15 protein-coding genes are annotated in these 12,773 nt (G+C 46.4%); 13 read left to right on the plus strand and 2 right to left on the minus strand.

Features of this window, described 5'->3' with window-relative positions; all coding sequences use genetic code 11:
• The first annotated feature begins 215 nt into the window (after positions 1–215).
• From bioB to ACFOET_RS16930, 4 genes are all read left to right on the plus strand, one after another.
• Positions 216–1,292 (plus strand): biotin synthase BioB, encoded by a 1,077-nt coding sequence (gene bioB, locus ACFOET_RS16915; RefSeq protein WP_379024816.1) that lies wholly within the window; start codon positions 216–218, stop codon positions 1,290–1,292.
• Positions 1,293–2,069: 777 nt separating this feature from the next.
• Positions 2,070–2,483 carry a hypothetical protein gene (locus ACFOET_RS16920; protein ID WP_379024818.1) on the plus strand — a complete coding sequence of 138 codons (414 nt, stop codon included), beginning with the start codon at positions 2,070–2,072 and terminating at the stop codon, positions 2,481–2,483.
• A 331-nt stretch (positions 2,484–2,814) separates the two neighbouring features.
• Entirely contained in the window at positions 2,815–3,246 is a 432-nt protein-coding gene (locus tag ACFOET_RS16925) for a VOC family protein (protein WP_379024820.1), read from the plus strand.
• 225 nt (positions 3,247–3,471) lie between these two features.
• Entirely contained in the window at positions 3,472–4,026 is a 555-nt protein-coding gene (locus tag ACFOET_RS16930) for a hypothetical protein (RefSeq protein ID WP_379024822.1), read from the plus strand.
• A gap of 325 nt (positions 4,027–4,351) precedes the next feature.
• Here the strand turns inward: ACFOET_RS16930 and ACFOET_RS16935 are convergent, their stop codons facing one another.
• Together ACFOET_RS16935 and ACFOET_RS16940 are read right to left on the minus strand one after the other, a co-directional pair.
• Positions 4,352–5,269: a helix-turn-helix domain-containing protein gene (locus ACFOET_RS16935; RefSeq protein ID WP_379024824.1), complete on the minus strand. Its 918-nt coding sequence runs from the start codon at positions 5,267–5,269 to the stop codon at positions 4,352–4,354.
• A 111-nt stretch (positions 5,270–5,380) separates the two neighbouring features.
• Complete coding sequence (locus ACFOET_RS16940; protein WP_379024826.1) at positions 5,381–6,217, minus strand: SDR family NAD(P)-dependent oxidoreductase; 837 nt, start codon at positions 6,215–6,217, stop codon at positions 5,381–5,383.
• A 419-nt stretch (positions 6,218–6,636) separates the two neighbouring features.
• On the opposite strand from ACFOET_RS16940, the gene ACFOET_RS16945 reads away from it, so the two are divergent.
• The 9 genes from ACFOET_RS16945 to ACFOET_RS16985 all read left to right on the plus strand — a co-directional run bounded on the left by ACFOET_RS16945 (position 6,637) and on the right by ACFOET_RS16985 (position 12,767).
• Positions 6,637–7,017 carry an iron chaperone gene (locus ACFOET_RS16945; RefSeq protein WP_379024828.1) on the plus strand — a complete coding sequence of 127 codons (381 nt, stop codon included), beginning with the start codon at positions 6,637–6,639 and terminating at the stop codon, positions 7,015–7,017.
• 492 nt (positions 7,018–7,509) lie between these two features.
• Positions 7,510–7,839: an MmcQ/YjbR family DNA-binding protein gene (locus tag ACFOET_RS16950; RefSeq protein WP_379024830.1), complete on the plus strand. Its 330-nt coding sequence runs from the start codon at positions 7,510–7,512 to the stop codon at positions 7,837–7,839.
• 314 nt (positions 7,840–8,153) lie between these two features.
• Positions 8,154–8,372, plus strand: coding sequence for a hypothetical protein (locus ACFOET_RS16955; RefSeq protein WP_379024832.1), 219 nt, complete (start codon positions 8,154–8,156; stop codon positions 8,370–8,372).
• Positions 8,373–8,564: 192 nt separating this feature from the next.
• The gene (locus ACFOET_RS16960) at positions 8,565–9,098 is read left to right on the plus strand and encodes an NAD(P)H-dependent oxidoreductase (protein ID WP_379024834.1); all 534 of its coding nucleotides are present in this window, start codon (positions 8,565–8,567) and stop codon (positions 9,096–9,098) included.
• 80 nt (positions 9,099–9,178) lie between these two features.
• Positions 9,179–9,520 (plus strand): YciI family protein, encoded by a 342-nt coding sequence (locus tag ACFOET_RS16965; protein ID WP_379024836.1) that lies wholly within the window; start codon positions 9,179–9,181, stop codon positions 9,518–9,520.
• Between the two features lie 2 nt (positions 9,521–9,522).
• Positions 9,523–10,770 (plus strand): RNA polymerase sigma factor, encoded by a 1,248-nt coding sequence (locus tag ACFOET_RS16970; RefSeq protein ID WP_379024838.1) that lies wholly within the window; start codon positions 9,523–9,525, stop codon positions 10,768–10,770.
• A gap of 112 nt (positions 10,771–10,882) precedes the next feature.
• The gene (locus ACFOET_RS16975; protein WP_379024840.1) at positions 10,883–11,254 is read left to right on the plus strand and encodes a hypothetical protein; all 372 of its coding nucleotides are present in this window, start codon (positions 10,883–10,885) and stop codon (positions 11,252–11,254) included.
• Entirely contained in the window at positions 11,254–11,625 is a 372-nt protein-coding gene (locus ACFOET_RS16980) for a hypothetical protein (protein WP_379024842.1), read from the plus strand. The genes ACFOET_RS16975 and ACFOET_RS16980 overlap by 1 nt, the downstream gene beginning before the upstream one ends.
• A complete protein-coding gene (locus tag ACFOET_RS16985; protein WP_379024844.1) occupies positions 11,625–12,767 on the plus strand; it encodes a glutathionylspermidine synthase family protein in 1,143 nt (380 codons plus the stop codon). Before ACFOET_RS16980 ends, ACFOET_RS16985 begins: the two co-directional genes overlap by 1 nt.
• Positions 12,768–12,773 lie beyond the last annotated feature (6 nt).

Below are 12,773 nucleotides of genomic sequence, written 5' to 3' on the forward strand. Positions count from 1 at the left end.
TTCTTTCGAAAACTGAGTATTACAAGAAAGCAGCGTCAATCCCATCCGTTGGGCAGTAGGGTTAAGGGATAGCATCCGGCCTACCCACAATAAAAAAACCGGCACCTTTTGTAGTCGAGAAAGACCCGTAGTTTTGGCCTGAAATAGGAAAATACAGCACATGTTAACAATAATTGTGTCTAACCCGGAATTTACGACAGATAAGATTACAACAAATGCAGACGACAAAACAAGTCCGTCACGACTGGACAAAAGCGGAAATCCAAACAATATATGATCAACCCTTGCTGGAATTGATATACCAGGCTGCGCAAACGCACAGAACATGGCATAAACCTAACGAAGTGCAGCTATGTACCCTATTATCTGTAAAAACCGGAGGTTGTCCCGAAGATTGTGCTTATTGTGGGCAGGCAGCCCGTTATCATACCGATATAAAGGTGCAGGCGCTATTGCCGACCGAAACCGTTATCGAGCACGCTAAAAAAGCAAAGGAGCTAGGATCTACGCGTTTTTGTATGGCCGCTGCCTGGCGTGAAGTACGCAATAATAGCGACTTTGACCGGATTATAGCTATGGTAAAAGGTGTAAATGATTTGGGGTTGGAAGTATGCTGTACACTCGGAATGCTCACGGAAGAACAGGCCATTCGTTTGCAGGAAGCCGGTTTACATGCGTATAATCATAATTTAGACACCTCAGAAGCGTACTACGATGAAATTATTTCCACCCGAAAATTCGACAGCCGTATCAAAACCATCCATAATGTCCGCAAAGCCGGCATCACGGTTTGTTCCGGTGGAATCATAGGGTTAGGAGAAACCCATAACGATCGTATTTCCATGCTGCTGACCTTGGCCACAATGCCTAAACACCCCGAATCGGTTCCGGTAAATGCGCTGGCTCGTGTAAAAGGGACGCCTTTGGAAAATAATCCGAAAGTTGATATATGGGATATGGTCCGTATGATTGCCACTGCGAGGATTGTAATGCCTTCTTCGATGGTACGTTTAAGTGCAGGACGTATAGAAATGACCGAAACAGAACAAGCATGGTGCTTTATGGCCGGCGCTAACTCTATTTTTACAGGCGAGCGTGAAACATTACTTGTTACATCTAATCCGGGGGTAGCTGAAGATTTGCGGATGTTTCGCAATTTGGGGCTGACGCCTATGGTAAAACATGAAAAGACAATCGCATGTTCGCACCAAGCGCTTGACCCTAAGTTTGATGATTGGGAGAATTGCTGCCGTTGCTCATTAGTGCTTTTGCGGACAGACACTCCCGAATAAAACGCTTTAGAGCCTGCCGAGAAGCGTGAACTGGTGGGCTATGCCCGCCAGGAGTTCAAGTTGAGCCTCCCGTAGGCCTGCATAATATTCCATATGAGTACATCGGTTTACATTATGCAAGAAACTCGCGAACAGGTCTTGCCTTTCTTCGTACTTTCTTCTGCCTTTCTCCCGACATCTCCCGAGAATTTATCGGGGCGTATGCGGGCTGCATGCGGGAAAAGGTAACATACGCGCCGCATACGGCTTGCGTACGGCACGCGAGATGGCAGAACACGGGCAGAAGAAAGTCGGGCGTGGGTGTGTCCGCTCTTGGGATAGCTTCGCCAACACCGTGCTCCGGCCCACCTTCCATTACGGTGCTATCCCCATATGTCCCGCTTACCCTTCGCAAAAAGCTCCAAAAGCGGCACTTTAGCGAAGGGTAAGCGGCTATATAGCGGTACAAAGGCATATTGGGAGAAACATGGAATGGGAAGAGCGATGTTGGAGAGATTGTATAGGGCTTCGGAGCTTGGTACTAGCTCAGAGCGAGCTTCTATTGGACTCGTTCTGCTCCGACCAAACCAAGGTGCGACTGAGTCCAAACCAAGACCAAACCAAGACCAGACGGAGGTCCGTACCAATTGTTTGCCATTCCCTTAATAACGAGGTAAACAAAGGGTATGTTAGGTGTAAATGAAGCATATGCATTGGGTAAGGCGTAGCGAAACAGCGCTACGTCTCGTCTTACACGGAAACTGACCAAAAATGAAAAAAATAGCCATTTTATACACGATGTTTATAACCATCACATTGTCTTGCAGCGAAAAGGAATTGGGAAACGAAGCGATACTGAATTGTAAATCCGTGCCATGTACCTATGAACTGCGGTGGATCGCCGTTAAGCTCGTAGACCAATCGGAAAATCCGGTAGCGCTCGACCGGATGAAAGTGACCCGCGTAGCAGACGGTAAGGATTTAACAAAGACGTATCACAGTGACGAATGGAATACGTTCACAAGGCTAGGGAGCTATCCGGTAACCGGCGACAATGACCATGGGGATATCCCGAAATTCAAACATACCAAGCTGCGTTTTCAGGGGTATATCGGCAACCGGGAGGTGGTCAAGGGCGATTATGTGGTTACTTTTGATTGTTGCCACATCGCCTTGGTATCCGGCGAACGGGAGTTGGTGGTGAGTCGTTAGATTCGCGGATTGGTTTAGCTGTCTTTTTGTCCGAATCCGAACACCATGGTGTCTAAACCGTCCTTCGCCTGTTTCCGATAGTGGAACGAAAGTACAGCAACGGTATGTACGCTATATTTGCTGTTTTGGTAACACACCAAGTTGAAGTTTTGAATTGAACATTTTAAGAAATTAAACCTGCGGAAGCCGGAGGCGAACGCAAGCTTCATTACCGATGAAACTAATGGCGTCAACGACAATGTAGGTTCCATTAGACAATTAAAAAACATACTTATCGAAGCGATCTCATTGATGCCGCTAAAAACAAATATAGATCATTAATTATTTTCTAATGAAAGCAAGAATTTCTGTACTTACGCTAGGCGTTGCCGACCTGGAGCGGTCGGTTTCCTTTTACAGAGACGGCATGGGCTTAGCAACCGAAGGTATTATCGGTACCGAATACGAGAATGGTGCCGTAGCATTCTTTCGGTTGCAGGACGGCTTGCAACTGGCGTTATGGCCTTGGGCGAGCATAGCCGCGGATACCGGCCTACCTGCGGGCGGCGGCACGCCCGGTGCGTTTACCATTGGCCATAACGTGAACAGTAAGACGGAAGTGGATCAGGTGATGGACCAAGCGGCAAAAGCCGGAGCTGCCATCGTCAAACCGCCGCAACAGACGTTTTATGGCGGCTATGCAGGTTACTTTCGGGATATTGATGGCCATCTGTGGGAAGTGGTCTGGAACCCTGCGCTGTCTGTGGAGGAATATGAGGCCTGAATCGCTGGATGTGTTACATGGCCTTGAAACGTTGGCCTAGACGGGTACGAAGAATTAGGGCTGCTAGGCTTGCGACCTCACGGAAAGCGTGTGTTGTTTGGTATAAAACAAAGACACTTATATCTGTATCGCGACTAAGCAATACGAAAGATAAAAAGGGATTTATCCAGCGATCGTCCTCGATAGAGAGGGCGTGGGAGTTTTTCAAAGACGATATTGTCGAAGGTGTTGAGAAGTATAAAGACAGGGCGATACGGAATCTTAGGTTTTGAGATCCGTAAACTTGCCAAGTCGTATATCTTCAAGGAACGCTGGAAACCAAACCGCCCCCTGCTTGTTTTCAATAGTGGAACCGAAGTACGGCGATCCGCCATGGCCAAACAGAAAATAGCTCGTAAGACTCAAATGGAGGAAGCACGGCAGCTTGAAAAAGAAGGAAAATCTGCCGATGCGTTGAAAATTTACCGTTCACTGGCCCGACGTAAGCCGCTGAATGCGGATGCTTACAGCCGAATGATGGTCATCCTGCGCAAGCAAAAGAAGTACGACGCAGAACTGGATATCATCCGGAAGGCCATCGCCGCCGCAGAGGCCGCTATTGCGTCCAGCCAGCAGGCCTTTGACGACAAAGACAGGGACTCGGCCGCACTAAGCCGTAAGCTTGCTACGTCGCTCGGCCTACTGAATGATGAAGGGCTCCCAGTATACGAGGAGCCTCAACTGCGCGCCTGGCGCAAACGGGAGGCGGTGGTGGAGAAACGGCTTGAAAGCCGGCATTGATGACCGTGAATTATGACGCACGATGTGGTCACTGGATCCGGCGAACACCAACTGGACTCTTCGGTGTTGGATGAATTTATCCACCAGCAGGAACAGTAGGTCCAGCTCCTCGCTGCCATAATTTCTTGCTGATCTCACACACAAAGTTGAGTTTGGTTGTCTCGCCGAAATAATTTACTTCTTGCTGCCCAACCTTTACCGCACTCAGCCGCGAGATGGCGATTTGCGAGCGAATATGCATCCCAATAAAATGTGGCGTAAAACGTATAACCGATAAAAATGCGGCCGTCTTCGGAGCGGCAACAAAAATGTGCGCCGTACTGGGCTAATTAAATTTTGCTCGAAACTCCAGTGGCGATTGATTGGTTTTGTTTCTGAATAATTTGCTGAACGACTGTGGGTGTTCGAATCCCAATTCGTAGGCGATTTCGCTGATGGACAGATGGGTTGTAGATAATCGTTCCTTGGCTTTTTCGATTAGCTTATTGTGGATGTGTTGTTGGGTGGTTTGACCGGTGAGGCTTTTGAGGAGACTTCCCAGATAATTGGGCGAAATAGTTAACAAGCCGGCAATGTATTTTGCTGTCGGCAATCCCAAGTTTATCAAGTTGCCGTTATCGAAGTAGTCGTCCAGGATAGCCTCCAACTTGTCGAGCAGCTGGTGGTTGGCTTTTTTTCGGGTAATGAACTGCCGCTGATAATAGCGTTCGCTGTAATTTAACAACAACTCGATCTGGGCAATGATAATATTTTGGCTAAATTTATCGATGTTTGAGGCATACTCCCGTTGAATGTGCTGAAAGATGTCGACGACCACGGACTCTTCCTTTTCGGAAAGAAAAAGTGCTTCGTTAACTGCATATCCAAAAAAATCATACCGTTTAATGCTTTTGGCCAACGGCGTGTTCCAAATAAAATCGGGGTGAATGAGCAGTAACCAGCCGGTTGGCCTTACCGTCGGCTTATCCAGACTAAGGTGTACCAATTGCCCTGGTGCAACAAAGGATAATAAACCTTCGTCAAAATCGTACTGGCTTTGTCCATAACGGAATTTGCATTGGATATTCCGCTTTAAGCCAATCGAGTAAAAATGCTGCAGCCAACCGATCTCCGTCTCATCGATCTGATAGTCAACCAAACCGTAGTCGACCAAACTTACCAACGGGTGCTCGGGTTTGGGTAGTCCGCTGATGCGATGAAATTCGCTGATCGTGTTGAACGTGTATATCTTTTTCTGCTTCATGGCTATTCAAATTTACGTAATGTCGGGTTTCTATGCAATCGATAAACGATTTATGATTGAAATTGATCAAGGCGATGGGATCGCTATGATGCCATCGCCTGCTGGGTAACCTTAAAAATCTGTAGACTTGCTCAACGCTTCATTTATGTGAAGCGCTTGCGTTAGCACATCGATTTTGCCCGCTGCCATGCTGAATGCATCGGTTCCCATCACGAAATGCAACGGCGGATTTTTGCTTTCTGCGAGTTGTATGAAAGCCGAAGCGGCTTTTTCGGGACTGCCCGGCTGATTGCCCTTCATTTCAGTTTTGTGCCATTGTTCGGAATTTCTTACCGCTGTATAAGCGGCTATTGGATGTTGGGGAAGCTGGATCGAACCGTTATCAAGAAAATTGGTGCGAAAATATCCGGGATAAACTACAGTAGCATGTACGCCAAATTCGTTTGCTTCCGCTGCCAACGATTCGGTAAAGCCTGCCATCGCAAATTTAGTGGCACAATAAACGCCAAAGCCGGGAAATGAACCGAGCAGGCCGGCCACCGAAGCGACGTTGATGATGTGGCCGGATTGCTGATTCCGTAGATGTGGCATGACGCTCCTAATTACGTTTAACGCACCGAATACATTGACATCGAAATTGTGTCGTGCTTCCTGATCACTCAGTTCCTCTAGGGCTCCAATTTTTCCGTAGCCAGCATTGTTTACGACGACGTCTATAGTGCCAAAGTGGGTTATTGCTTTAGCTATGGCGTTGCTTACACTTTGCTCGTCCGTGAGCTGCATTTCGAGCGGAAGGAAGTTTTCAGCTACTGCGATTTCATTTTCCAAACTTGCAACCGTTCGGGAAGTGGCGGCTACGGGGTAGCCTTGTTCTACCAATTTTTTTACCAGGGTTAGGCCTAAGCCCTTGGATGCCCCGGTTACAAACCATACTTTTTTCGTGTTCATTTCTTTTAAAATTAAATGGTGAATGATTACACTGCAAAGTTGGCAAGAGCTGAGTAGGTAGACGTAGCTAAATCAAAGGTTGTTGTAACCAAAACAATGATGGCTTTCAAGCCGATTTTTCTTTTATCTATCTCCGGGAGCGGTGAAGCTATATCGTTTATCGACGTGCACTCGTTCATCAAATAGTTCAAGTAGCAATGAAAAAATAAAAATCAGTTATAAGAACATCTTGGTTATCAGTGCAAGCGGACGTGTTGGAAGGAACCTTGCATAGATTTTGTTACGTGGATTGGTTTGACACAGCAATTTGTCGCATGCGCCCCCTAAACATGTCGGTTTATGCCCCTGTACAACCGCCGGGCGCTGCGTAAATTAGTAGCCAAAGTTAATTTTTTCATTAACGGCAGTTTATTGTCGCTTTGGATTTCTTACAATGGCAAAAAGACTTCAAGACAATCGCCGAGTACCACGGAATCTTTTCCCACGATGTCCGGGAAAAGATGCAACAGATCCGTAAGGTGGTCAAGGGAGTTGCTCCCGAGGCTAAAGAAGTAATCAGCTATCAAATTCCGGCTTTTAAAATCGGGAAAAAGTATTTGATTTACTACTCGGCCTACACCAAACACATCTCGCTTTCAAGTCCGTGGAGCGAAGCCTTTCGAAAGAAATTTGCATCCGAACTGAAAGGGCTGACTGTCACGAAATCCGCCATCCAGCTTCCAAATAAGGATGAATTGCCGTTAGACTTAATTAAGAGAATCGTAGCATTTCGAAAATGGGAGATTGATCAGGAGCAATAATAAGAAGCTCCTGAAACATAATGCGCCAATGAGCAAACTACAAAACAAAAAACACCAATATGGCAAGGCAAATTTTAAATAAGATAGTTAACATTGAAGGCATCAATATCTTTTACCGAGAGGCTGGAGACAGGAAAAACTCATCCTGTTACTTCTGCATGGAGACCTTCCCGGTGCATCAATAATGTTACTTCGGGAACATAGCGACTTATATAAATAAGTTCACTGATACGTTAGGCTTCAAGACATTTACTGTCTATCTTCATGACTACGGCTCCGTTGTGCGTTTACGCCTCTGTGTCAACCATCCCGAAAAGATAGAGCGGATAATCATTCAAGACGGTAGTGCATATGTTTCCTGTATTTCAAGAATATTTCCGCACTTACTAACCTCCTGCTCTGATTATATGGGGGAAGTATGATATCTATTTTGGATGACAAACCAAGTTTCTTTTGATTATATTTGTACTGCTCACCAAAGGTTAGGTAAGAATGACAACAGAAACTTTCAGGGAATTGGCGTTGTCTTTTCCCGGCGCCATAGAGGCTCCACATTTTGACCGGGCGGCATTCAAGGTGAAAAACAAGAAAATTTTCGCTACGCTGCACGAGAAATGCAGGACAGCAAACTTAAAACTGCCAGCTGCCGACCAGCCTGTTTTCTGTACATTCGGCAAAGCGGAAGTTTATCCGGTACCCAACAAATGGGGGCTACAGGGATGGACCACATTCGAGTTGGATAAGATACCCCGTGAACTGATGCTCGATGCGCTGGATGTGGCTTATCGCGATGTGTTCCAACCTAAGCTCAAACGAAACTGAGTGCCATGCTAATTAAATTCGCGGATCGCCAGTTTGAGCCCACCTGCCGCCAAAGTATTATGCTTCTTTCATTTGATAAATACCATGAAAACTATGATGACATCGCTCAGGTAATGCAGCATGCCCTGATCTGCTGTGCTGATGTACGGCATATGCATGAGGTATGCACATGTAAAGCGCTACCTAAGCACCTATAGGGTACTACTGGGTTTTGTGTGCCTTATCGTATATCTGTCGACTACCGATTGCTTACCATGGAGCCGCTGATATAACCTACACGGTCGTGCCTCGTTTTACACAAAAACTATCCAACGATGAAAAGGCCAGCCATCCTGTACATACTTTGTATTGTAGTATTAACTTTTGTACTATCTTTTTGCCAAGTCATTTCGTACGCCCAGTCCAAGACGGAAGTCGGTATCCATTTTGGCGTCGCCAGCAACGCCTTGCTTCGTTTTCAAGAGATAGCGGGTGGGGGCAGCAGCGAAGAAAACTATCCTCGCTTGGGGGTGTACGGGTGGGCTACGGGTTAATTGATTGGCTAATGCTGATATCGGGTCTTGACTATGCTCGGCATAGGCTAACGATAGTCATCGCGCCTATGCCGAGCATAGTCAAGACTGACGGCCCAATTACTACATTATCCCTTCCTATGGTCGTTGAGTGGAGTATAGCGCAGTGGTTCTTTGACGGTTATTTTTGCATACATGAATTTTAAACGATATATGGAGACATTGATCATGGTTATCCACCCCGATATCACGAATTCGATCGTCAATAAAAGATGGATGACGGAGCTAAGCAAGTATCCTAATAAATATGAAGTCCGTCACTTGGACCAGATCTATCCGGACGGAAATATAGATGTGTTGGCAGAGCAGAAACTGATTGAGCGGTATGGAAGAATTGTGTTCCAGTTTCCTTACTACTGGTTCAATTGCCCACCGCGTTTTAAACAATGGCTAGATGAGGTGCTTACTTATGGATGGGCTTACGGCAGCAAAAGTGGATACAAGATGGCAGGAAAAAAAATCGCATTAGCAATATCGGTTGGAATAGACGAAGCGGTATATCGTTCGACGGCTAAGTATAAATACACATTGGCTGAACTGACCCGACCCTTTGAATTGACTTTTGAATATGTGAAAGCCGATTACAGACCGCTTTTTGCATACTATGGAATCGAGCTGAACAGTGGAAAGGAGTGGATAGAACGAAGTGTACCCCTGTATATGGATTTTTTGAGCAATCTCTCGTGAAGACGAAGATAAAAATATGAACGTTGTCCCCATGTGGGAATATCAATCGTCATAAGCAAGAACATTAAAATTTTTTAACAATGAAAGAATTTGCGTTAATTTTCAGACTAAAGGACATGGCTGACTTCCAGCCGTCGCCCGAACAAATGCAGGAACGGATGAATTGGTTAGCAAGCATCGCTGCGCAGAACAGGCTGGCGGATAAAGGCAATACACTGCTGCCTGGTGCAGGAAGTGCCAAACTCGTTAACGCCGACAGTGTGGTGACAGATGGACCTTATACCGAAATCAAAGAATTCATCAGTGGCTACATCGTGGTGAGGGCTGAGACAATTGACGAAGCGGTAGCCATTGCAAAAGGAAATCCGATTTTTAAGATCGGCGGTAACATTGAGGTCCGGGAGGTATTAAAGCGTGACTGACATTGAATAATCCAGGATCACATACCGAAATTCTGCCTCACTTGTTTCGGCAGGAGCATGCGAAAATGACGGCTGTCTTATGCCGTCATTTTGGTTTGAAGCATGTGGAGATCGCCGAAGACATTGCCAGCGACACGTTTTTAAAAGCGTCTGAACATTGGGCTATCCACGGCACACCCGGGAATCCGATAGCCTGGTTATATACGGTTGCCAAAAACAAGGCTAAAGACTATTTTAAAAAACTATCGGTTTTTGAAACCAAAGTCAAGAACAACCCAGAAAAGAAAAACATTCACTACGAGTTTGAATTTGAATACAATGACCAGCTCATTGCAGATAGCCAATTGGCTATGATTTTTGCGGTTTGTAATCCTGCAAATTCAAGTAAGAGTCAAATCTGTTTGGCGCTCCAGATCCTTTGCGGCTTCAGTGTCGAAGAAATTGCCAACGCATTTTTGACGAAAGCCGAAACGATAAAAAAGCGGTTGCAACGGGCTAGAACTAACCTTCGTAACGACAAGTTCCAGATTAGATCGTTGAGCGAAGCAGCAATTGTATCCAGGTTGAGCACCGTTTTAAAAACACTGTACTTGGTGTTTAACGAGGGTTATTTTTCCAAAACTAGCGATCAACACGTGAGAAAAGAACTTTGTTCTGAAGCAATAAGGCTCGGTATGGTGCTGACTGATAATGCGTTGACAGACACTCCGCAGGTAAATGCTTTATTGGCGTTGATGTGCTATCAGAGCTCACGGCTGGAGGCGAGAGCCGGTGATAACGGCGAAATCGTTCTGTTTGATGAACAGGATAGAGAAAAATGGGATAAGTCCCTTATCCAACGGGGGAATTGGTACCTGATCAATGCCACGAGCGGCGACGAAATTTCGGCATACCATTTGGAAGCCGGTATTGCTTATTGGCACACGGTCACGTCAGACGCAAAATGGCAGCATATCCTGCAATTGTATAATCAACTTATCGTTATCGATTATACCCCGATAGTAGCATTAAATAGAGTATTTGCTTTTGCAAAGGTTTACGGACGAAAAAAGGCAGTCGTCGAAGCTGAAAAGTTGGAGTTGACGGGTAACGGTCATTACCATGGGCTGCTTGGCTATCTCTACTCGGAATCCGATACCAAAAAAGCGATAGCACACTATGAACAGGCCATTCAACTGACCCGTTCTAAAAAAGAGAGGCAAGTATTGGCGGAACTCATATCGCGTTGTGCCGCTGGCTACGCGCAGTAGCTGTCGCCACTGAGCATGTTGTCCAAATCGTCTTGCAAGTACGCCTTTTGTGCTACAACCCAGCCGAGTTCTGTTGACGCCTCAGCATGGACCGAACGATATGATTTGCCGAATGGAACAATCATTGTCTTTGCGGCCGGGTATTCGTGAATGCAAGTCATTTTGTTTAATTTTGCATGGCAAGCAGCATATGAAATTTTTATTAGCAATAATCGGTTTTATCACCATCGCCTCCTGCCAGACTGGGCAACGTGAGCAAGCATTGACACAGCTTGATAAAAAACTGGCCCGCGAAGTGGCTTTAAAAACCGTGACCAAGGGTGATTCTGTATGGCACATCACCACCCAGCATATCTGGTACAATGGCGAACAGATTGCTTCTAAAAGTGATACCATCAAGACAGCCGTGATGCCCAACACCTGGGATAGTGCTGATTCATCGGCCACCTTGAGCGAGGTGCCGATCTATGTAACGATACAATAATGAGAAAAGCAACAGCAAAAAGCATCCAATTGGTATTGATCACCTCTGTATTGGCTTCCTGTGCTCAGCACAATGCGTCACAAAACGCCAAAGGCGGGCAGCGTGTATTTATGCGTGCAGACTCAACGGCGGCCTATACTGAAGTTACCGACAACTACGCCCAGGAGCGCTCGGGAATGGGAATGGGCAACGCCTTCCTCTGGTATATGGCCTTTCGGCACCTTGGTGGTGGCTTTGGTTATGCCAACAACAGTTTGCACCCGCAGTCTGTGACCGGTACCAATGCCGGAAAGGCCGCAGCCTACCAAGCACAGCGGGGCGGCTTCGGCCGCACCGCAGCTTCGGCACCTCGGTCGTCTTACGGTTCCTGATGCGGATAAAAAAACTACGTATCGATCCCCAATGGCAGTCCCGTTTGGAGTCCATCGGGTACGGATATCATACTACTGATGGCATCCCATACTGGATCGACGATTACTATTACGAGATAAGCAATCGCGAGGCAAACCTGATTTACAAGGCGACCAATGAGCTGTGGCAACTGTGCCTGGATGCCGTTGAGTATATCATTAAAAATAGGCGGTATGCGTATTTCCACATACCACCGTTCATGATTCCGCATATCGAGCGCAGCTGGGAGCAGGATGACCCCGCGATATATGGGCGATTCGATTTCGCCTATGATGCGGACCGCCGAGCGTTGAAGATGCTGGAGTTTAATGCTGATACGCCGACCTCCCTCTTCGAAACCGGCATTGTACAATGGCATTGGAAGAATCATTATTTTCCAAAACTCACTGACCAGTTCAATGGTATTCACGAACAATTGATCCAAAGCTGGGCAGCCTTAAAACCTTACTTAAAAGGAAATACATTGCATTTTTCCTGCGCCAAGGAGACCCTTGAGGATCTCACCAATGTCGAGTACCTCCGGGATACTGCACTTCAGGCGGGCATCCAGACCAAGCTCATCTACATTGACGATATCGGTTGGGCCGGCAATGGTTTTGTAGATCTGGAAGACATACCCATCCGATCAATTTTTAAATTATACCCTTGGGAATGGTTGACGCGTGAAGAGTTTGGCATGCATATCGTGAACGACCCCAATCAAGCTCAGTGGATTGAGCCATCGTGGAAGATGTTGTTGTCCAACAAAGCTATACTGCCCATACTTTGGGAATTGTTTCCGAATCATCCACACTTGTTGGCTTCCTATTTCAACGGACCGGATCACTTGAAGCATTTTGTTAAAAAGCCAATCCTGGCCCGCGAAGGTGCAAATATCGCCATGTATTACGACAGGCAGATGATCTACCATACCGAAGGCGAATACGGAGAAGAAGGTTACATTTACCAAGAATTGGCCACATTGCATCGGGAAGAGACCGGCTTTTCCATCATCGGCAGTTGGATTATCGGTCAGGAATCCTGCGGGATATCCTTCCGCGAGTCGGATATGCCCATCACAACAGATAAAAGCCGATTTATTCCGCATATTATCCGGTATTGATGGTAT

Source organism: Parapedobacter deserti, from assembly GCF_042646065.1.
In the GTDB taxonomy this organism is placed as follows: domain Bacteria; phylum Bacteroidota; class Bacteroidia; order Sphingobacteriales; family Sphingobacteriaceae; genus Parapedobacter; species Parapedobacter deserti.